The 18,959-nt window shown below is 60.6% G+C and carries 22 protein-coding genes; 9 read left to right on the forward strand and 13 right to left on the reverse strand.

Translation table 11 applies throughout. The features are described from left to right. Nucleotides 1-36 precede the first annotated feature (36 nt). A complete protein-coding gene (locus BLU71_RS10490) occupies nucleotides 37-663 on the reverse strand; it encodes a hydrolase (RefSeq protein ID WP_065617097.1) in 627 nt (208 codons plus the stop codon). Nucleotides 664-885: 222 nt separating this feature from the next. Between BLU71_RS10490 and BLU71_RS10495 the strand changes: the two genes are divergently transcribed. Continuing rightward, on the forward strand, nucleotides 886-1,782 hold the full coding sequence (locus BLU71_RS10495; protein WP_083353020.1) for a LysR family transcriptional regulator: 897 nt from the start codon (nucleotides 886-888) through the stop codon (nucleotides 1,780-1,782). A 28-nt stretch (nucleotides 1,783-1,810) separates the two neighbouring features. After that, nucleotides 1,811-2,302, forward strand: coding sequence for an AAA family ATPase (locus BLU71_RS10500; protein ID WP_083353021.1), 492 nt, complete (start codon nucleotides 1,811-1,813; stop codon nucleotides 2,300-2,302). A gap of 17 nt (nucleotides 2,303-2,319) precedes the next feature. On the opposite strand, the gene BLU71_RS10505 is transcribed toward BLU71_RS10500, so the two are convergent. From BLU71_RS10505 to BLU71_RS10520, 4 genes are all read right to left on the reverse strand, one after another. Continuing rightward, a complete protein-coding gene (locus BLU71_RS10505; RefSeq protein ID WP_268893393.1) occupies nucleotides 2,320-3,072 on the reverse strand; it encodes an NADPH-dependent F420 reductase in 753 nt (250 codons plus the stop codon). A gap of 47 nt (nucleotides 3,073-3,119) precedes the next feature. Continuing rightward, nucleotides 3,120-3,551 carry a MarR family winged helix-turn-helix transcriptional regulator gene (locus tag BLU71_RS10510; RefSeq protein WP_064361904.1) on the reverse strand — a complete coding sequence of 144 codons (432 nt, stop codon included), beginning with the start codon at nucleotides 3,549-3,551 and terminating at the stop codon, nucleotides 3,120-3,122. A gap of 142 nt (nucleotides 3,552-3,693) precedes the next feature. Beyond that, entirely contained in the window at nucleotides 3,694-5,001 is a 1,308-nt protein-coding gene (gene dctA / locus BLU71_RS10515) for a C4-dicarboxylate transporter DctA (RefSeq protein WP_042610193.1), read from the reverse strand. A 102-nt stretch (nucleotides 5,002-5,103) separates the two neighbouring features. Then, the gene (locus BLU71_RS10520; RefSeq protein WP_083353023.1) at nucleotides 5,104-6,273 is read right to left on the reverse strand and encodes a mandelate racemase/muconate lactonizing enzyme family protein; all 1,170 of its coding nucleotides are present in this window, start codon (nucleotides 6,271-6,273) and stop codon (nucleotides 5,104-5,106) included. A 98-nt stretch (nucleotides 6,274-6,371) separates the two neighbouring features. On the opposite strand from BLU71_RS10520, the gene BLU71_RS10525 reads away from it, so the two are divergent. Further along, complete coding sequence (locus BLU71_RS10525) at nucleotides 6,372-7,247, forward strand: LysR family transcriptional regulator (protein ID WP_083353024.1); 876 nt, start codon at nucleotides 6,372-6,374, stop codon at nucleotides 7,245-7,247. 554 nt (nucleotides 7,248-7,801) lie between these two features. Here the strand turns inward: BLU71_RS10525 and BLU71_RS10530 are convergent. Beyond that, the gene (locus BLU71_RS10530; RefSeq protein WP_083353025.1) at nucleotides 7,802-8,770 is read right to left on the reverse strand and encodes an oxidoreductase; all 969 of its coding nucleotides are present in this window, start codon (nucleotides 8,768-8,770) and stop codon (nucleotides 7,802-7,804) included. A gap of 87 nt (nucleotides 8,771-8,857) precedes the next feature. On the opposite strand from BLU71_RS10530, the gene BLU71_RS10535 reads away from it, so the two are divergent. Then, nucleotides 8,858-9,778, forward strand: coding sequence for an AraC family transcriptional regulator (locus BLU71_RS10535; RefSeq protein WP_231982503.1), 921 nt, complete (start codon nucleotides 8,858-8,860; stop codon nucleotides 9,776-9,778). A gap of 51 nt (nucleotides 9,779-9,829) precedes the next feature. Then, nucleotides 9,830-10,282, forward strand: a complete 453-nt coding sequence (locus tag BLU71_RS10540) for a thiol-disulfide oxidoreductase DCC family protein (protein WP_083354327.1) — start codon at nucleotides 9,830-9,832, stop codon at nucleotides 10,280-10,282. Here BLU71_RS10540 and BLU71_RS10545 read toward each other — a convergent pair. From BLU71_RS10545 to BLU71_RS10555, 3 genes are read right to left on the reverse strand one after another with little or no spacing between them, the layout of a single operon-like run. Next, nucleotides 10,265-10,762, reverse strand: a complete 498-nt coding sequence (locus tag BLU71_RS10545) for a DUF2269 family protein (RefSeq protein WP_083353026.1) — start codon at nucleotides 10,760-10,762, stop codon at nucleotides 10,265-10,267. The genes BLU71_RS10540 and BLU71_RS10545 overlap by 18 nt on opposite strands. 1 nt (nucleotide 10,763) lies before the next feature. Further along, nucleotides 10,764-11,891, reverse strand: coding sequence for a saccharopine dehydrogenase family protein (locus tag BLU71_RS10550; RefSeq protein WP_083353027.1), 1,128 nt, complete (start codon nucleotides 11,889-11,891; stop codon nucleotides 10,764-10,766). Nucleotides 11,892-11,950: 59 nt separating this feature from the next. Then, complete coding sequence (locus BLU71_RS10555) at nucleotides 11,951-12,478, reverse strand: autotransporter domain-containing protein (protein WP_231982504.1); 528 nt, start codon at nucleotides 12,476-12,478, stop codon at nucleotides 11,951-11,953. Between the two features lie 201 nt (nucleotides 12,479-12,679). Here BLU71_RS10555 and BLU71_RS10560 point away from each other — a divergent pair, with 201 nt between their 5' ends. Next, nucleotides 12,680-12,895, forward strand: a complete 216-nt coding sequence (locus tag BLU71_RS10560) for a PLD nuclease N-terminal domain-containing protein (RefSeq protein WP_042609659.1) — start codon at nucleotides 12,680-12,682, stop codon at nucleotides 12,893-12,895. Nucleotides 12,896-13,152: 257 nt separating this feature from the next. After that, nucleotides 13,153-13,629 (forward strand): hemerythrin domain-containing protein, encoded by a 477-nt coding sequence (locus BLU71_RS10565; protein WP_083353028.1) that lies wholly within the window; start codon nucleotides 13,153-13,155, stop codon nucleotides 13,627-13,629. 203 nt (nucleotides 13,630-13,832) lie between these two features. Here the strand turns inward: BLU71_RS10565 and BLU71_RS10570 are convergent, their stop codons facing one another. From BLU71_RS10570 to BLU71_RS10580, 3 genes are all read right to left on the reverse strand, one after another. Then, nucleotides 13,833-14,759, reverse strand: a complete 927-nt coding sequence (locus BLU71_RS10570) for a LysR family transcriptional regulator (RefSeq protein ID WP_083353029.1) — start codon at nucleotides 14,757-14,759, stop codon at nucleotides 13,833-13,835. After that, nucleotides 14,756-15,730, reverse strand: coding sequence for a quinone oxidoreductase family protein (locus tag BLU71_RS10575; RefSeq protein WP_064361912.1), 975 nt, complete (start codon nucleotides 15,728-15,730; stop codon nucleotides 14,756-14,758). The genes BLU71_RS10570 and BLU71_RS10575 overlap by 4 nt, the downstream gene beginning before the upstream one ends. 152 nt (nucleotides 15,731-15,882) lie before the next feature. Then, on the reverse strand, nucleotides 15,883-16,383 hold the full coding sequence (locus BLU71_RS10580) for an anti-virulence regulator CigR family protein (RefSeq protein ID WP_064361913.1): 501 nt from the start codon (nucleotides 16,381-16,383) through the stop codon (nucleotides 15,883-15,885). Nucleotides 16,384-16,510: 127 nt separating this feature from the next. Here BLU71_RS10580 and BLU71_RS10585 point away from each other — a divergent pair, with 127 nt between their 5' ends. Beyond that, nucleotides 16,511-16,669 carry a DUF2986 domain-containing protein gene (locus BLU71_RS10585; RefSeq protein WP_082367714.1) on the forward strand — a complete coding sequence of 53 codons (159 nt, stop codon included), beginning with the start codon at nucleotides 16,511-16,513 and terminating at the stop codon, nucleotides 16,667-16,669. A gap of 1 nt (nucleotide 16,670) precedes the next feature. On the opposite strand, the gene BLU71_RS10590 is transcribed toward BLU71_RS10585, so the two are convergent. Next, nucleotides 16,671-17,882, reverse strand: a complete 1,212-nt coding sequence (locus BLU71_RS10590; protein ID WP_064361914.1) for an MFS transporter — start codon at nucleotides 17,880-17,882, stop codon at nucleotides 16,671-16,673. Between the two features lie 131 nt (nucleotides 17,883-18,013). Here BLU71_RS10590 and BLU71_RS10595 point away from each other — a divergent pair, with 131 nt between their 5' ends. Further along, nucleotides 18,014-18,916: a LysR family transcriptional regulator gene (locus BLU71_RS10595; protein ID WP_042609653.1), complete on the forward strand. Its 903-nt coding sequence runs from the start codon at nucleotides 18,014-18,016 to the stop codon at nucleotides 18,914-18,916. Nucleotides 18,917-18,959 lie beyond the last annotated feature (43 nt).

Below are 18,959 nucleotides of genomic sequence, written 5' to 3' on the forward strand. Positions count from 1 at the left end.
TCCTATCAACGGCGTGAACCGTCTCTTGCGACTGGCTTAAGCGTGCTTTTCTGCGTTGAAACCATCGGCGTTTTCAAACACCCCCATGAAGCCCGGAACAGTGGCCTCACGCGCCCAATCACGCTGCAGTTCGCAATACATCTGCACCCGGCTGATCAGTTTTGCCCCGGCCTGTTCCATCCGCCGCAACGCGGCTTCATGCGCGGCAACCGAGGTACCACCGACCGCATCGACCGGCACGTAGACTTCATAACCTTCCTGGATCGCATCCAGCACCGGGAAGGTCAGGCACGCCTCAGTCCACAGCGCGGTCATGATCAATTTGCGTCGGCCCATGGCCTTGACCGCTTGTTTGAACTCGACGTCTTCCCAGCTGTTGATCGAAGTCCGGTCGTAGGTCGGCAGATGCCCCAGCACATCCTGCAATGGCTGAATCGGCGGCTTGTTGCGACCGGTCGCAACGTTGACCGTCGAGTGCACGATGGGCAGGTTGTAGTTGACGGCCGCCTTGGCCACGCTGGTGATGTTGAACACCAACTCATCGCGCGGCATGGAGCGGATCGAGGACACCTGGATCGGTTGGTAGTCGATGATGATCAGCGCCGCGTTTTCCGGCGACAGGAGTTGATCGGTGAGCGGGTTGCGGATCGTTTCGCTTGTCATGTGTTGCTCCTGCTTCTAGTTGTCTTTTTACGCGTAGCGAAGCGTGAGAGTCCGCTTGATGGCTTGGCGGGCGCTCACTGCTTTCGCTGGCGCGGGAGGATCACTTCATTCCGGACCACGGCCGTTGGCCGAGTTGTCCGGAAGCAGGATTGTGCTGTTGCGGGACTCGTCGCAGTAGTAGCATCCCGTGCGTTGCTGTGTCGCACTTTGAGGAACGCCGATTTGGATATCGAAGAGCTGCAAACCTTTGTAGAGGTCGCTGATGCGGGCGGTATATCGTCTGCTGCGATCCGGCTGGGCGTGTCCAAATCGATTGTCAGCCGCAGGCTCGCGAGGCTGGAAACGGAGCTGGGCATTCAATTGCTGGCGCGCACGACACGTGGCGCGGCGCTTACCGAGGCCGGAACAACCTTTCGCGAGCATGCCGCCCGGGTCTGTGCCGAAATCGACCTGGCGAAGGAAACGATATTGCCTTCCGGCGCTCTCCGTGGGCGTTTGAGAATCGCCGCGCCGCTATCCTTCGGGCCGACTCACTTCGCGCCCATGCTCGCGGAAATGGCTCGTCGTCATCCGCAGCTGCAAATACAGACCTGCTACAGCGATCGCTTCGTTGACCTGATTGCCGAAGGTTATGACTGTGCGATCCGCGTTGGCTATCTACCCGACTCCAACCTGATCGCCAGAGGCATCGGGCCGATTTTCACCAAACTCGTCGCCAGCCCCGATTACCTAAAAGCCCACGGCGAACCCGAATCGCCGCAGGCGCTGGCCGACCACGAAGCGCTGATGCAAGCGACCGAAACGTGGCAATTCATGGATGGCGACAAGGTTATCTCGGTGCGTCCGCAAGGCCGCTTCAAGGCGGACAACGGGGTGGCGCTGGTCGCGGCGGCAAGAGCGGGTCTGGGTGTCGCCTATCTGCCGGATTGCCTGACTTATGAACATGTCATCTCCGGTGCGCTGGTGCCGATCATGACCCGATTCCCACCGCCGCCCGCCGGCGCCTACGTGGTCCGCCCACCCGGGCCACATCCGGCGCGCAAGATTCACGCCCTGGCCGAACTGTTGATTGAATCGTTCGGCCAGTCACCCCATTTCGCCAAGCCTGTATCTGTGTGATACCCACCTCGGAAGAAGGACCTGTCCGATGCCAACACCTGTGCTCCATCTCTTGTGCGGCAAAATCGCTGCCGGAAAATCCACGCTGGCCCGATCATTACAGGCTGAACACTCAGCCATCCTGCTCAGCGAAGATCACTGGCTGGCCAGGCTTTACCCTGAGCAGATCAATTCGGTTGCCGACTACGTCCGCCATGCGAAGCAGATCCGTCAGGTTCTCGGCCCGCTGGTAACGGACATGCTCGCTGCGGGAGTTGCCGTGGTGCTGGATTTCCCGGCCAACACCCCGACCGACCGGCAATGGCTGCGCGGCCTCGCAGACGCGGCGCAGGTTGCTCATCGGCTGCACTACTTCGAAGTCGACGATGACACCTGCCGGCGCCGACTACATCAGCGCAATGCACGCGCCGAACATGAGTTCGCGGCGACCGACGCCGAATTCGATCTGATCACCAGCTACTTTCGTGTCCCGGATGTTTCGGAGGGGTTGGTCGTTGAAGTTCATCGACTTCAGACCTGAAGGTGTCGGCTCGCTAATCAGGCAGTCATTTCCCGATTGATCGCAACCATCTGCTCGCGGGTGAACTCACTGTTTGGCGCCATGAATCGGGCCATCAAGGCATCACGGTTCAGCGGCGCGCGGGCCTTGTCCGCAGCTTCGAGCGCCTGCTTCAGTTCCGGCAAGGTCAGTTCGGTGCAGTAAGCCGGGGTCCCGGGTTGTTGACGCCATGAGTCCTGAAGGCTGCCCGCAGCGAGCGCGGTGAATCCGCTTTCTTCGACCAGATCCTGCGCGATCGCCTCGGCACGCACATCATCGCCGGCGACTGGCAAGGCGATGCGAGTTGCGGATTCGGCAGGTTGACCTTGATCGGCCAGCGTAGCGGCGAGTACGGCATTCCACGCTTTGATCAGCGGGCGGCCGATCTGCTCGCTGACCCAGACGCTCTCAGGTTTGCCCTCGTCCACTTCCTTGATCGCCCCGTCACGCTGCGGATAGTAATTGGAGGTGTCGATGACCACGACTTGCTCGGGAACCTGGCTCAGCGTCTCCTTCAGATCAGGGTATTTGGCGAAGGGAATCGACAGGATGATCACATCGACGTCGGACACCGCCTGCTCTTTGGTGACAGCCCTGGCACCGACTTCTTCAGCGAGCGCCTGAATGCTTTGCGGGTCTTTCGAGTTGGCCAGTTTGACCTGATGACCGCACGCAGCCAGCTTGCGCGCCAGCGTCGCGCCAATGTGGCCGGCGCCGATGATTCCGATGTTCATTTCAATACCCTCTCTGATACGTGTGTTATCGCCCTGTGGAGCGCGCGTTTGTCTTCAGTCATGGCTCAGTCAGCCGCCGGATGGGCAAGCGCATCCAGCGTCAGACGCAGCGCCTCAATCCCCTGCTCATCAAGCTGGCAGGCCGTCTTGATTTTGCCGGTGATGGCTCTGATGTCGTCTTCCATAGCCCGGCTTTCGGGCGTCAGGTCGATCAGCACGCGGCGCTCATCTGCCGGATCGCGCTTGCGCGTGACCAACCCGGCGCTTTCCAGCCGTTTGAGCAGCGGCGTGATGGTTCCGGCGTCCATCGCCAGGTAAGTACCGAGTTCGCCCACAGACAATGGAGCGCCATCCAGAAGCTGCAGGATCACCAGGTACTGCGGAAAGGTTAAGCCCAGCGGTTCCAGATACGGCTTGTGCAAACGCACGACCCGATTGGCGGCGGCGTAGAGGGAAAACGACAGCTGCGTTCCCACTTGGTTTCGGTTCGAGCTCATTTCATAGTTCGCTATTGTATAGTGCACTATATATTTCATGAGAACGATTCGAGTGTCAACCTGGGCAACCCAATACGGGATCGATCAGTGCCTCTGTCAGCGATCCGGATCGCCAACAGAGGAACACCGCACGCTTGGCGAATTACTTGTGCACCAGCAGCGACTTGCGCGCTGCCTTGTCCTGCTTCATGGCGGCGATTTCCCGCTCGCACGCTTCGACATCGAACGACTTGTCCCATTTGGCGATGGCGATGGTGCCTATGCCGTTACCGATCAGGTTGGTCACGGCTCGCGCCTCGTTGAGGAAGCGGTCGATGCCCAGCAGCAACACCAGGCCCACCAGCGGTATCGAGTGAATGGTGGTGAGGGTGGCCGCGAGTGTCACAAAACCTGCTCCCGCCACTCCGGCCGAGCCCTTGGACGTGAGTAGAAATACGCCGAGCAGAATCATCTGATCCATGAAGGTCAGCGGCGTGTTGGTCGCCTGGGCAATGAAAATCGCCGCCATGGTCAGGTAGATGCAGGTGCCGTCTGCGTTGAAGGTGTAGCCCGTCGGCAGGACCATGCCGACCACTGATTTCTTGCAGCCGAGCTTTTCCAATTTGACCATCATTCGCGGCAGTACCGCTTCGGTCGAGCAGGTGCCCAGGGTGATCAGAATTTCATCCTTGAAGTAGCGCAGAAACTGCATCAACGGCATGCCCGACCATCGCGCCACCGCTCCCAGCACCACAACAATGAAAATCAACGTGGTGATGTACAGCGCGACCAGCAACTGCCCCAGCGACAGCAAAGTGCCGATCCCATATTTGCCGATGGTGAACGCCATGCCAGCTCCGGCACCCAGCGGCGCCAGGCGCATGACCATCGCCACGATCTTGAACAGGCCTTGCAGGAACAGGTCGATGGTGTTGATCAGCGGCTTGCTGGTTTCGCCCATTTGCACCAAGGCGACGCCCATCAGCACCGACAACAGAATCACCTGCAGCATGACGCCGTTGGAGAAGGCGCCGAGGAAGGTGTGCGGAATGATATTGAGGAAAAATTCGACGAGACCGCCCTGCTCGCTCGCCGCCTGGCTGTATTTGTTGACAGCACTGCCATCGAGTGTGCCGGCGTTGATGTTCATGCCGGCGCCGGGCTTGACCACGTTGACTACGATCAGGCCGACCACCAGAGCGATGGTGGAAAGAATCTCGAAGTAGATCAGCGCTTTCACACCGATGCGACCGACCTCCTTGATACTGCCCATCTTGGCGATACCGACCACCACCGTTCCGAAAATGATCGGTGCCAGGAGCATTTTGATCAGCTTGATGAAACCGTCGGCGAACGGCTGCAGCTTGGCGCCGATGTCCGGCACGAAGTAACCGATGGCAGCACCAATGACGATGCCGATCAGCACCTGCACATAGAGCTGGCTGTACCAGCGCGATTTTGAAGTTTCCACGGAAGCACCTCATTTTATTGTTGTGGTGGGCATGTGGCTTTGGCGTCGAGGATGACGCCTGAAAGTGCGGCCTCGGCAAACGAGGCCGCAGATGAAACTGAATCAGCCCTCGCCCAATTCACGCATGACGGCATACAGCGCAGACTTGGCTTCGAAGCCGACACCCGGGATCTCCGGCAGCCCGACATAGCCGTTCTCCACGCGGATACCGTCGGCAAAACCACCGAATGGCTGGAACACGTCCGGGTACGATTCGTTGCCGCCCAAGTGCAGACCGGCGGCGATGTTCAGCGACATCTGGTGACCGCCATGCGGCACGACGCGACGCGACGACCAACCCAGCTCTTCCATCACTTTCAGGGTGCGCATGTACTCGACGAGCCCGTAGGACAGCGCGCAGTCGAATTGCAGGTAATCGCGGTCAGCGCGCATGCCGCCGTGGCGCAACAGGTTGCGGGCATCCTGGTGAGAGAACAGGTTTTCGCCGGTGGCCATCGGCAGTTCGTAGTGATTGGCCAGCTCGGCCTGGAGCGCGTAATCCAGCGGGTCGCCGACTTCTTCGTACCAGAACAGGTTGTACTTCTTGATCGCTTCGGCATACGCGATACCGGTCTGCAGATCGAAGCGGCCGTTGGCGTCGACCGCCAGGCGCTGGCCGTCGCCCACCACCTCCAGCACCGCTTCGATACGGCGGATATCTTCGTCCAGCGGCACCGCGCCGATCTTCATCTTGACCACGTCGTAGCCACGATCCAGATAGCCCTGCATTTCGGCCTTGAGTTTGCTCTGGTCCTTGCCCGGGTAGTAATAGCCACCCGCCGCATACACCCAGACCTTGTCATCGGCCACGCCATCGCGATAACGATCGGCAAGCAGGCGATACAGCGGTTTGCCTTCGATCTTCGCCACCGCGTCCCACACCGCCATGTCGATGGTGCCGACCGCTACCGAACGCTCGCCATGCCCGCCGGGTTTTTCGTTGGTCATCAGGGTTTTCCAGATGGCGAACGGATCGAGGTTATTGTTCTCATGATCGATCAGGGTTTCCGGGTCGGCTTCGGTGATCCGCGCCAGAAAGCGATCGCGCATCAACGCGCCCTGACCGTAGCGACCATTGGAGTTGAAGCCGTAACCGATGACCGGTTTACCGTCGCGAATCACGTCGGTTACAACGGCGACGACCGAGCAGGTCATCTTCGAAAAGTCGATGTAGGCATTGGCGATCGGGGAAGCGATGGAGACGGTTTTTTCACGGATATCGACGATACGCATGACGGGTTCCTCTTGTTGTGGTGGCCCAACGTTATGCTTTGCGACGACGCCCGCCCAATGCTATTAATGCCGCGCCCTATGCACAGGAGGCATTGCCCTTGGAACTGGTTTGGCTTGAGGATTTTTCCGCGCTGGCCGAGTACGGCAGCTTTGTCCGGGCCGCTGAAGCGCGCCATGTGACGCAGCCGGCGTTCAGTCGCCGAGTGCGCTCGCTGGAGAACTGGATGGGCGTAGAACTGTTCGTGCGCACCCCGCAAGGCGCGACGTTGACCGAGGCCGGCAGGCAGATTTTGCCCAGTGCTCAGGAAGCGGCCAGACGCCTGTACCGCATGCGTTCCGAAGCCCAGGAAGTGGCGGGCATGGCGGCAAAAACCTTGCAGTTCGCGGCCACTCATTCGCTGTCATTCACCTTCTTCCCGCGCTGGTTGCGCAGTGCCGAAAGGGGTGCGCCGATCGATGCGGTTCGCCTGCATTCCGACAGCATGGCCGTGTGCGAACAGATGCTGATTCATGGCCAGGTGCAGTTCCTGCTGTGCCATCGCCACCCTGACGTACCGCCGTTGCTGGCACCTGATCAGTTCATTGGCAAGAAGGTCGGCGAGGATGTACTCATGCCGCTGGCGAGCGCTTCGGCGCAATTCGGCACTTCGCCCGAAACCCTCCCCTATCTGGCCTACACCCACGAATCGGGCCTGGGCCGAATCGTCGCCCACAGGCTGCACGGTAAGGCCGATTATCTGCACTTGAAACCGCTGTTCAGCAGCCATCTGGCGGCAGTGCTGATGTCGATGGCGCTGGAAAGCAAAGGCGTCGCCTGGTTGCCGAAAAGCCTGACCGAGCAGGAAATGGCCGATGGGCGTCTGGTCAGGGCACTGGATGAAAGCTGGGACATTCCATTGGAAATTCATCTGACTCGCCCGACGGCTCCGATCAGTCATTCGGCGGAGGAATTCTGGGCGAAGCTGGGGGAGTAATCTGACCGGGCTGAAGCGCGATGGCGGTCCACAGGCGTGACGAGCGCAGGCGAAATGTTGTGTCTGGGTACGACTTGATTACCGCGGCGCGGCAGCCCCTCACCCCAGCCCTCTCCCGAGGGAGAGGGAGCCGATTTGGGGGCTGTTCAAATCCTGCGTTCGGCTCGGTTGCAAAGGGTCGGCGTGTTTCGGTCATTTATTGTGGTTCGGCTTGAATGAAGCGCTGTGCTTGACGCGGCAGCCCCTCACCCCAGCCCTCTCCCGAGGGAGAGGGAGCCGATTGGGCGCTGTTCAAATCCTGAGTTCGGCTCGGTTGCAAAGGGTCGGCGTGTCCCGGTTATTTATTGTGGTTCGGCTTGAATGAAGTGCTGAGATTGAAGCCCAAGCCCCTCACCCCAGCCCTCTCCCAAGGGAGAGGGAGCCGATTTGGGTGCTGTTCAAAACCTGAGTTCGGCTCGGTATTTCAGGTTCGCGTATCTTTACTAACACCTCGGTCAGTCCCCTCTCCCTCCGGGAGAGGGTTAGGGTGAGGGGCTTTTGGCCTTTGACTCGGTTCATGCCACCGTGAGCCCCGTCCATTGCTCCGAAACCGCCCAGAGTCGCTCCGCCAACCCGGCATCCGCCGCCCATTTCGCAACACCCTTGCGACCTGTTTCAGGGTCATTGATCGGCGCAACATTGCAGTCTTCGCAATACACACCACCCAAATCCGCAAGCACTGCACTGGTCGCACACCACAACCCGGTAGCGGCGCCCTGCTCGACAGTTTTCAAACCGTTGTGCGGATCCAGCCGTGGCCGACCCTGTTCATCCAGCGCATCGAAGGCGGCGAGTTCCGTCGTGCTCAAGTGCCGTGCCAGATCCGTGAGAATCTGCCCCGGATGCAATGAGAACGCGCGAACGCCATGGCTACGTCCACGCTGATCGAGGGCGATGGCAAACAAGGCATTGGCGGTTTTCGACTGGCCATAAGCGAGCCATTTGTCATAAGGCCGCCGCAGGAAATCGATGTCGTCAAACTCCACCCCGGCAATCTGATGCCCGCGTGAAGACACCGACAGCACCCGCGCCTGCCCAGACTTGACCAGCACCGGCCAGAGCCCGCAGGTCAGGCGATAGTGGCCCAAATGATTGGTGGCAAACTGGCTCTCGTGGCCATCGGCATCGCGCAGCAACGGCGCGGCCATAACTCCGGCGCAGTTGATCAGCCACGACACTGGCTGACCCGCGCTGACCAGACTTCGGCTGAACCCCGCCACCGACTCGGCCTGCATCAGATCCATGGGCATTACCCTGACGCCGTCAATCCCGGTCAACGCCGCCTCGGCCCGCGCGGTATCTCTGGCCGGCACAATGACCTGCGCCCCGGCCGCAGCGAGGCTTTTCACTGTCAGCAGACCCAGGCCGGAATAACCGCCCGTGACCACGGCGAGGTGCCCGCGCAGGTCGATGCCAGCCATGACTTCGGCCGCTGTGCTGGCGGCGTTGAACGGTGACTGCACAGGTAGTTGAAGGGTGGCCATGGGCGTAATCCTGAGTGAGCTATCGAAGGACTTCATTCTTGGCTAAGCTCTGCGGACGAACCAGTCTGATAAATCCAGGTTTCTGTCGTGATCATCCAAAATCCTGCTGGCGATCCACTCTCTGCCGTATTGGCGCTCTCTGAACTGCGCGCAGCCTGTTCGGTTCGTTTGCAGGCGGGAGGCATCTGGGCGCTGCGCTTTCAACCCATCGAACTGAAATTCAATGTCGTGCGACGAGGCGAATGCTGGCTGCGCATGCAGGGTCTGCCGGCGCAGTTGCTGCAGGCCGGCGACTGTTTTGTGGTATCGCGCACGCCGTTCATTCTCGCCAGCGGCGTCGATGTCGAAGCGGTGAATGCAGCGGATGTTTTCGCCCATGACGGTGCCTCGGCGACGTTCGGCATCGGCGAGGGAGTCGAGTTGCTGGGAGGCAGCGTGTCGTTGTCGGGTCCAGGCGCGACGGAGCTGCTTGAGGTGCTGCCAACCTCGCTGATCATTCGCGCCGAGACCGCGGGTGCTTCGTCGTTCGGCTGGCTGCTCGATGAACTGGGCCGCGAATGGCCTTCGCAGCAGGCCGGCTCGCAGGCAATGTGCAACGATCTGCTGCGGCTGATCTTCATCCATGCGCTGCGTCATCACATCAACAGCGCCGATGCCGAACAACTGGCCTGGCTGGGCGGGCTGCGGGAGCCAGCGATTGCCGGCGTGTTGCGCGCCATTCACGCGGCTCCGGAACAACCCTGGCGACTGACTCAAATGGCCGAAATAGCCTGCATGTCGCGATCGGGTTTCGCTGCGCTGTTCAAGACACGCATGGGCCTGGCACCGGTCGAATACGCCACACGCTGGCGGATGCGCGTGGCCGCGTTTCGCTTGCGCAATGGTCGGGACAATGTGGCGACTGTCGCCGCTTCGCTGGGCTATCTGTCCGACGCAGCCTTTGGCGCGGCCTTCCGCCGGGTGCATGGAATATCGCCGGGGCAATACCGCCGCGATCCGTCGCTATAGAACAAGCGCCGGTTGATCGAGGTTATGATCGCGACAACCGCCGCCAAGGACATGCCTGCCATGAAAACCCGCCCTACCCCCGCGCCATTGCTCGAGCCCGGCGAAACCGTGGTGCTGTTCGACGGCGTGTGCAAGCTCTGCAACGGCTGGGCGCGCTTTCTGATACGCCATGATCAACAGCGTCGCGTGCGTCTGGCGGCGGTGCAATCGCCCGAGGGCCAGGCCTTGCTCGCGTGGGCCGGTTTGCCGCTGGATGAGTTCGACACCATGGCGGTGATTCGCGACCGGCATTACTGGGAGCGTTCCGATGCGTTTCTCGAAGTGGTCGGGCAATTGCCGGGGCGCTGGCAGCCACTGAAACTGCTGCGGATACTCCCACGCGGGCTGCGCGACTGGGCTTACGATCGCATCGCCCTGAACCGCTATCGGCTGTTCGGCAAGTACGACACCTGCCTGCTTCCAACAGCGGATCATGAAAGCCGTTTTCTAAAGGCCCGCGGCTGATCCGATCAGTTGCAGAGGCGTCATCTTCGTCACCATCATCAGCACGATGACAAACATCCCGGCGAACCCGGCGATGCCCATCCAGAACCACCAGCGGTACGTGCTCGCGTAGCGATCATCCAGAAGCTGGCCACCCTCGCCCGCGCTCAACGCCATGCTCTGCAAACGCTTTTGCAAGACCAGCACCGGCAGCCACAACGCGCCCACACAGAAGAAAATGATCAGCGAAGTCAGCAGCCATTCAGTGCTCATCGACAGCCCCGAAAGGCGCATCAGCAGATAGCCGGTGATGACCTGCACAACCCCTGCCGGCGTGGTGATCCACGTATCGAAACGCACCACCATCCGTGCGACATGGGCGATCACTTGCGGGTTGCCGCTGCGGCTGGCGGCGATCAGGTAGAGGTAGGAGCCCATGCCGAAACCAAAGAGGAAAATCGCCGCGATTACATGCAGGTATTTCAGACAGAGATAGAGCATCTCAACGCTGCCCTTCGGCGAACTGCACCGACAGACTCAGATTGGCGGGATCGTTGATCGCCGTCAGATATTCCTCGACGCTGATTTCGCCAACGCACGGCCGCGCGCCGGCCTGCGGTACATAACCCCGGGCCATTTTGCTGGCGAGGGCGACGGCGGCGCAGCTGGGGATTTCCGGGCCTTTGTCATTCAGCGCGGTGAGTTGCGCGGTCATGCTCAGCGGCTGGCCGTCGACACCAGTGCCGCGAACATCGATGTACATCGCGCTTTTGCCATCACCGAAACGCTCGAACCACGTGCCCAGTCGATGCAGACGCGCCGCCCAGCGCTGATGATCGCGCACCAGACCGAAGCGCAAGGCCTGCGCCAGCAAGGCGTTGGCGACACCGCCGAGTTTCAGGCCGGCGCCGGCCTTGAAGCGCAGCGTCTGTGCTCCATAGCGGCGGGCGAAAATATCCATGTCCGGCACATCGACATTGGCCAGCACCCGCGTGCCCAGTTGCGGCATGCTGCGCAGGGTCAGATCGAGCCAGCCCAATACTTCGTGAGTCTGGCCATTCTTCAACTGCCTGATCGATTTGCCGGCATAAGCGAGCACGCCTTCGACCGTGGACAGCCCAGGCATCTTCGCCGAGGAAGAAATGCCATGCTCGATCGAATCGACCCGCGCAAAACGCGAGCGCTGCTGATCGATGATCGCCGAAGACAAGGTCGGCACCGAGCTGCAGCCGCTGAGCAGCGCCACCCCAGCCTCCTTGGCGCGGGCGTCAAGCACATCGATGCCGTTGACGAAGGTGCGGCAGTCAGCCAGATCGCAATAATTCACACCGCCGCTGATGCAGCTTTCAGCGACCGCGTAGGACTGCCCCTGAAACGGCCCGCCGGTGTGCACCACCAATTGAATGTTCAGCTCGCGCAACGCCGATTGAAACCCCGCGCCCAGCGCATCGCCGCACCAGCCTTGGCTGGTACGGCCCGATTGCGCTTGCAGCTCTTCGACCTTGCGCTGCAACTTGCGCGCATCGCGGCCCGACAACACCAACTCAATCTCTGGCATCTGCGCCAGATGCCGACAAACGATACTGCCGAAATTGCCGTAACCACCGACGACCATCACCCTGAATCCCATTGCCCTGTCCCTGTTCCAGCCTAAACATGTGGCGCAGAGGATATAGGCCGCAGCGGCACTCAGAAATTTATTTTGAAACCCAGCATTGCGTCATAGCCATGGCTGTCGCCATCAAAGCCCTGCCGATAACCGGCGGACGCGGTCAATGTAGTGCGTTGGTTGGCCTGATAATCGACCCCGAGATTGACCTCGCCCCACGTGCCCTGAATGTCCGACTCGAACGGGATGTAACCCGACTCAGAGGAAAATTCAGTCTTCGGCTGGCCTTTGAATTCATGCCAGACGCTGGGCCGAATCCACGCGTTGGTGCGCCGCGCACTCTTGTCGACACCCTCGGTTTCCCAGTCCCTGGCGATGCGCACGCCGGCGCGGCCGACCAGCGAATCGACGTCCTTGAAACGCACCTTGGCGCCGGCGTCGTCGCTGCTGTCCAGGTCGACGTAGCTGTAGATCGCCTGCAATTGCGGCTCGATGTACCAGTTTTTATCGAATTCATAGGGATAGCCGTTTTCTAGCGAGGCGGTGTAGCCCCAGCCACGGGTTTTCAGTTTTTCCAGGTCATTGGGCTTGGCTTCGATACCGTCCATTGAAAACCTCCCTATCTCACGCTTCACAACGGCTGAATGCCTGCCCAGCCTGTGGAATTGAGCAGGCTCACTCCCACAAACAGGTGCGCTGTCCGCGCTAACAACTCTAGTCGGTATTTTCAGGTGAGCGCCGCCGGGCAAAAAGAATGAACCCAACGCCCCTCTCGTCGCCTAACGCACAGACCATCAGGAGTTAAGCCTATGCAAATCGAAACCGTGTGGATCGTGTTGGCGGTCATTCTCGTGCTGATCGAGCTTTGGGCCATCAACCGGGTGCGCAAAAGCCAGGGGAAATCCAGTAGTAAAGGCGTGTGGATCGTGCTGATCGTGTTCGTGCCGCTGTTCGGCCTGATCGCCTGGGCACTGGCGGGACCCAAGCATGTCGGGCGGATTTCGCCTTCACAGGCCAACCGCTGAAGCACGAGCGCAGGCCTGTCTCAAGCATCATCCACAGCCCGGCATTTGCCGGGCTTGTTATATGCAATGTCCGCCGAGCGGATATCTTGCAGGCTGCACGAAGGCGTTCTGCCTGCTTCTGCGCCAGCCCTTGATTTACGCGGGTTGCGCTTGATCGCCGAGTTGGCATGAGTCCTGCGATAGCCTCTTACTGAATACACAGCAGCGCAAAAAAAAGAACGCTGTGTTCAATCCGTGAAAAGCAGAGGCGACAAAAAATGAATGCCATCGACCTTCTCAAAGCCGACCATGAAAAAGTCAAAGCCATCCTCAGCCAACTGAGTGAATCCACCGACCGTGCGCTGAAAAAACGCGGCGAGTTGCTGGGCAAACTGGAAATGGAAATCACCATCCATACTCGCCTGGAAGAGGAAATCCTGTATCCCGCGTTCAAGGAAGCCGGCAGCAAGGAAGAAGACATCATGTACTACGAAGCCAAGGAAGAGCACCGCACCGTGGATTCGCTGGTGCTGCCTGATCTGAAAGAGACGGATCCAGGCACCCCGGAATTTGCCGGCCGGGTCAAAGTGGTCAAGGAACTGCTGGAACACCACATCAAAGAGGAAGAAGAAGAGATGTTCCCCAAAGCGCAGAAGCTGCTGGGCAAGGCCAAGCTCGAGGAACTGGGCGCACAAATGGAAGCCATGAAGGCGAGCCACAAAAAGCAAATGGCGACCAACAACATCGCCGCGTAAAGCGCTGAAGTTACCAAGGCCCGGCAGCAATGCCGGGCTTTTTTTGTGCGCCGACACTGGATTTCCTATATCGGCGCAATCCCTGTAGGAGTGAGCCTGCTCGCGATAGCGTCAGGTCAGCCAGAGCATCTATGACTGACACTCCGCCTTCGCGAGCAGGCTCACTCCTACAGGGACGGGTGTGGCGCTGAGAGCTGTGGTGTTCAAACGGCCCAAGGTGGCGCCGGATCGAATTTCGCTTCGATCCATTCCTTGAACGCCACCACTGCCGCCGCTGGAAACCGCGATGAAGGTCTGACCAGATAGACCCCTCCCGCCGAATCCAGCTGCCAGTCGGGCAGTACCCGGATCAACCGCCCTGCCGCAAGATCGCGGCTCATCAGCCAGTCGCCGGCACCGAGTATGCCGGCGTCGGCGCGGGCGGCGGCGAGGAGGGATTCGCTGTCGCTGGCGGTCAGGTTGCCGCGTGGCGTGATGGTCTGCAGTTCATCGCCGCGATGCAGGCGCCACAACGGGAACGACGCCAGCCCGCTGAAGCGCAGGCAATTGAGCTGCAATAGATCCTGCGGTGTTTGCGGCATGCCATGCGCCTCGATGTAGGCTGGCGATGCGCAGAGAATCCGGCGATGGTCACTGAGCTTTTTCGCGATCAGCCGATTGTCGTCCAGTTCGCCGATGCGGATGGCCGCGTCGAAGCCTTGCTCAATGATATCGACGAGGCCTTCGCTGTAATCGGCGACCACTGAGACGTGCGGATGGGCCTTGAGAAACTCCGGCAACATCGGCCCCAGCCACAGGCGCCCCATCGCAGCCGGCAAGGCCAGACGCAACGTGCCGCGCACTTCGCTGGCGCCCTGCACCGCTTGTTGCTGCGCCTCGTTCATCAGCTCGACGGCTGCGCGCAGGCGCTGTTCGAGTTGCAGGCCGGCCTCGGTGATGCGCACGTGTCGCGTCGAGCGCTCGACCAGCCGCACACCCAAACGTTTTTCCATCGCAGCAAGGCGCTTGGAAACGATGGTCGGATGGCGCTGCAACAAACGCCCCGCCGCGACGAACGAGCCTTGTGCGGCGACGGCGAGAAAGGCAGCGATCTCATCGCTGTGCGGATTGCTCAGAACATCCAGATTCATGGTTTTAGAATGATCGCCCCTGATGACCGCCCCGACTCCAGATCGGCATGCGCTTGTGCCGCGTCGGCTAATGGATAACGCGCACGGATCTGCGGCGTGATGATACTGGCAGCAACAGCGGCCAACACATCTTGCGCACGTTCCTGGTATTCGGCTGTTGTAGCGGTATGCGCTGCCAGCGATGGACGGGTCAGGAACAGCGAGCCCTTGGCATTCAGGGTGGCGATTTCCACCGCTGCCGGCGCGCCGGTCTGCGCGCCAAACGAGACCATCAGCCCACGTGGACGCAAGCTGTCCAGCGACGCCTGAAAAGACACCCGGCCAATCGGGTCATACACCACGTCGACCTTGCGCCCCTCGGTGATACGCATCACATCGGCGGCGAGGGTCTCGGCATTGAACACCAGCACTTCGTCACAGCCCGACGCGCGAGCCTTGTCGACACTGGCCTGTTTCGACACCACACCGATCACCGTCGCGCCAAGGTGTTTGGCCCACGGCACCATGATTTCCCCCAGACCACCTGCGACACCATAAAGCAACATTGTCGTGCCCGGCCCGACCGGGTAAGTCGCTTTCAGCAGGTATTGCGCGGTGATGCCCTTGAACAGCACCGCTGCCGCGTCTTCGAACGACAGTTCATCGGGGATTTTCACCAGACGCTCTGCCGGAAACAGCCGCGCCGAGGCGTAACCGCCCAAAGGACCGGTAGCATAAGCGACCCGATCACCGACCCGCACATTGCTCACGCCGGCGCCGACAGCCGCGACCCGCCCCGCGCCCTCCAGACCCAGCCCCGACGGCAACGCCACCGGCACCGCGCCTTTGCGTTGGCTGACATCGAGGTAATTGACGCCCACCGCCTCTTGCTCCAGCCAGACTTCGCCAGGCCCGGGGGGTTGCTCGCTGACCGTTTGCAGTTGCAGGACGTCCGGAGCGCCGGTTTCGGTGAAGCGGATTGCGTTGACCATGTTCATCTCCGTCCAGTCATTAACCGTTGAGCTCACTGTGAAAGCTTAGGTTTAGATGAACAAGCCGGGTTGGATGCAGTTCATTGCTGCACATCATGCAGCTATCCGATCATAAAAAAGGAGCGGCACTGATGCCACTCCCCATGGAAACGCTAATCGAACGCGCCGTTGAGCACCTCGTAGATCAACCCGGTGGCCAGCGCAACGAGGATCAGGTCGGTGCCCACCTGTTGCCATTCGTAGCCGTCATAGTGAGGCAAATGGCCGAGCAGGCGCCCGTCCAGCTTCTTGGCAATACCCGGTGGCAGCGGCTTGCCACGCGCCAGATTCTTTTGAATGCCCGGCGGCAGCGGCGGCCCCGGATTCCAGTATTCGCCGCGATAGCCGCCGACGATGCCGAGAATATTGCCGCGATCAACGCTCGGCCCGCCGCCGCGATTGCCGGAGGATGGCTGGCCTTTGTTGCCATTGCCCTGAGCGCCCCCACCCGGTTTCCCGTGATCCTGCATGTTCTGCGGCTTACCCTTGCCATTGCCCTGGCCACCTTGACCACCCTGGCCCTTGCCATTGCCGGGGTCGGCCAGTGCAGTCGTGCTGCCCACCACCAGCGCGAGGCAGGACAATGCGGCGATCAATCTGCGAGCTTTTCTCATGGACGGTTCCTTCGGTTCGCGGGGCATCTGGTTCTGAAGCATTGTGCTCAGCTTAGTGGATTTCCCCTTGCTGACCACTCGGCCTTGCGTCAGGATTCCCGTCCTTTCCACCCGCGATCGAAAAATCATGAATCGTCAAAAGAAGCTGCAGCAGTTGTTCAAGGAAAAGGCCAAAAAGGCCAACGCCAAACTGGCGCCGAAAAAGCCCAAGTACATCTGCAAGGCTGATCGCCTGAAGCTGGAAGCCGAAGCCGCGCAGGCGCAGGTCGAGAACGTCGAAAGCTGAGTCAGGCTTTCTGCCGCGACGTCAGCCACGTCATCAGCGCCGCCAGCACCAGCAATGCCGCGCTGGCGAAGAAGGTCAGCCGATAGCCGCTGCCGTCGAACAGCAGACCACCAACGGTCGACCCCGAAGCGATCGACAACTGCACCACCGCCACCATCAGCCCCCCGCCCGCTTCGGCATCGTCGGGCAGCGTGCGCGCCAGCCACGACCACCAGCCGACCGGCGCGGCGGTCGCGATCAATCCCCACAAGCCCAGCAACACGAAGGCCGCGACCAGCGAGCTGCCCAGCCCTATAAGTGCCACGGCGATCACCGCCATCAACAGCGGAATGGCGATCAGCACGCGATAAAGGCCTTTGTTCAGCACTGAACCGATGACCACGGTGCCGATGAACCCGGCCACACCAATGACCAGCAAAATCATCGACAGCACTGAAACGTCGACCCGGGTCACGGTTTCGAGAAACGGTCGCAGGTAAGTGAACAGAACGAACTGGCCCATGAAGAACAGACCTGCACCGAGCATGCCGAAGGCCACCCGGCGGCTTTTGAACAACGCGAAGACATTGCCCGCGCTGGCTTTGCGTGGCGCGGCGGGGAGCGCAGGCAAGCTGATCCACTGCCAGAGCAGCGCAATGAGCGCCACCGGTATCAGGCAGAAAAACGCCCCGCGCCAGCCAATCACGCTACCGAGATAACTGCCCAACGGCGCCGCCACGACGGTCGCCAGGGCGTTGCCGCTGTTAAAAATCGCCAGTGCCTTGGGCACGCTGGCGGACGGCACCAGACGCATGGCCAGCGCCGCCGACATCGACCAGAAGCCGCCAATCACCACGCCGATCAATGCGCGACCGATCATGTACACCGTGTAGTTGGGCGCCAGTCCGACCACTAGCCCGGACGCGCACATCAGCGCCGTCAACAGCAGCAACAGATTTTTGCGATCCATCGAACCAGCAAGCCTGGCGATCGTCAGGCTGGTCAGCACCGCGAACGCGCCGGAGATGGCAATGCCGTAGCCGGCCAGGCCTTCGCTGATGTGCAGGTCCGTCGCCATCGGCGTGAGCAGACTGACCGGCATGAACTCGGAAGCGATCAGCGCGAAGACACACAAAGTCATCGCGAAAACGCCGCTCCAGTAAGCCGGTTGCTCGCCAGCGGTGGAGGCGTCCATGGACTGGGCTGTCGGGTTATCGATTACTTGGGCCGTCATGCAGAACCTGTTTTGGAAAAGACTTGATCGGAGCAATTTTTGCCCCGCTACTCAGGCTGCAAAGCTTGACGGATTGCGGTTAACTTGATTAGTAGCGGTAATCTTCATGTGCTTTTGAGATAAATTCAGCAATGAGTAACGCAAAAATCAACGACCTGCAGGCCTTTCTGGCGGTGGCGCAGGAGCAGAGCTTCACCAAAGCCGCCGCCCGTCTCGGCGTCACGCCGTCTGCGTTGAGCCATACCGTCCGCGCGCTGGAGCAGCGCTTGGGTATTCGCCTGCTGGCCCGGACCACGCGCAATGTTTCGCCGACCGAAGCGGGTGAGCGCCTGATGCGATCGATTGCGCCGCTGTTCGAGCAGATCAGCGCCGAACTCGAGGCCTTGAGCGAACTGCGCGACAAGCCCAGCGGTACGCTGCGGATTTCCTGCACGGACGATCAGATTGAATTGTGCATTCGGCCGATGCTCGCCGGGTTCCTGAAGGACTACCCGGACATCACGTTGGAGTTCTACGTCGATTACGGATTCACCAATGTGGTCAAGGAGCGCTTCGACGCCGGCATTCGTCTCGGTGAATCGATCAGCAAAGACATGATCGCGGTGCGCATCGGCCCGGACTGGCGCCTGGCGGTGGTCGCCGCGCCCGATTACTTCGCCCGCCACCCGGCACCCGTCACGCCGCATCAGTTGATGGAGCACACCTGTATCAACATCCGCCATCAACCGGCCGGCGCGATTTACGCCTGGGAGTTTGCGCACAAGGGCCAGGATTTCAGCGTCAAGGTCGACGGGCAATTGGTGTTCAACAGCATCATGCATGTACTCAATGCCGCCGTGGATGGCATCGGCGTGGCGTACGTGCCCGAGCAATTGGTCGCACCGTATCTGGCGGACGGCCGATTGGTGGAAGTCCTGGAAGAGTGGTGCCCGACGTTTCAGGGCTATCACCTGTATTACCCGAACCGGCGCCAAGGCTCGGCAGCGTTCGCGGCGTTTGTCGAAGCACTGAAGCTGAACACCGCTCCCCTGTAGGAGTGAGCCTGCTCGCGATTGCGTCCGGTCAGACAACCCTGCA

The sequence above is a fragment of the Pseudomonas moraviensis genome (assembly GCF_900105805.1).
Lineage (GTDB): Bacteria > Pseudomonadota > Gammaproteobacteria > Pseudomonadales > Pseudomonadaceae > Aquipseudomonas > Aquipseudomonas moraviensis_A.

Excerpts from the sequence above, each read along its gene's own strand:
- BLU71_RS10595 (WP_042609653.1), top strand. The coding sequence starts at position 18,014 with ATGAGTAACGCAAAAATCAACGACCTGCAGGCCTTTCTGGCGGTGGCG.
- BLU71_RS10560 (WP_042609659.1), top strand. The coding sequence starts at position 12,680 with ATGCAAATCGAAACCGTGTGGATCGTGTTGGCGGTCATTCTCGTGCTG.
- BLU71_RS10510 (WP_064361904.1), bottom strand. The coding sequence starts at position 3,551 with ATGAGCTCGAACCGAAACCAAGTGGGAACGCAGCTGTCGTTTTCCCTC.
- BLU71_RS10530 (WP_083353025.1), bottom strand. The coding sequence starts at position 8,770 with ATGGCCACCCTTCAACTACCTGTGCAGTCACCGTTCAACGCCGCCAGC.
- BLU71_RS10540 (WP_083354327.1), top strand. The coding sequence starts at position 9,830 with ATGCCTGCCATGAAAACCCGCCCTACCCCCGCGCCATTGCTCGAGCCC.
- BLU71_RS10570 (WP_083353029.1), bottom strand. The coding sequence starts at position 14,759 with ATGAATCTGGATGTTCTGAGCAATCCGCACAGCGATGAGATCGCTGCC.
- BLU71_RS10520 (WP_083353023.1), bottom strand. The coding sequence starts at position 6,273 with ATGCGTATCGTCGATATCCGTGAAAAAACCGTCTCCATCGCTTCCCCG.
- BLU71_RS10555 (WP_231982504.1), bottom strand. The coding sequence starts at position 12,478 with ATGGACGGTATCGAAGCCAAGCCCAATGACCTGGAAAAACTGAAAACC.
- BLU71_RS10490 (WP_065617097.1), bottom strand. The coding sequence starts at position 663 with ATGACAAGCGAAACGATCCGCAACCCGCTCACCGATCAACTCCTGTCG.
- BLU71_RS10550 (WP_083353027.1), bottom strand. The coding sequence starts at position 11,891 with ATGGGATTCAGGGTGATGGTCGTCGGTGGTTACGGCAATTTCGGCAGT.
- BLU71_RS10580 (WP_064361913.1), bottom strand. The coding sequence starts at position 16,383 with ATGAGAAAAGCTCGCAGATTGATCGCCGCATTGTCCTGCCTCGCGCTG.
- BLU71_RS10590 (WP_064361914.1), bottom strand. The coding sequence starts at position 17,882 with ATGACGGCCCAAGTAATCGATAACCCGACAGCCCAGTCCATGGACGCC.
- BLU71_RS10545 (WP_083353026.1), bottom strand. The coding sequence starts at position 10,762 with ATGCTCTATCTCTGTCTGAAATACCTGCATGTAATCGCGGCGATTTTC.
- BLU71_RS10565 (WP_083353028.1), top strand. The coding sequence starts at position 13,153 with ATGAATGCCATCGACCTTCTCAAAGCCGACCATGAAAAAGTCAAAGCC.
- BLU71_RS10575 (WP_064361912.1), bottom strand. The coding sequence starts at position 15,730 with ATGGTCAACGCAATCCGCTTCACCGAAACCGGCGCTCCGGACGTCCTG.
- BLU71_RS10500 (WP_083353021.1), top strand. The coding sequence starts at position 1,811 with ATGCCAACACCTGTGCTCCATCTCTTGTGCGGCAAAATCGCTGCCGGA.
- BLU71_RS10585 (WP_082367714.1), top strand. The coding sequence starts at position 16,511 with ATGAATCGTCAAAAGAAGCTGCAGCAGTTGTTCAAGGAAAAGGCCAAA.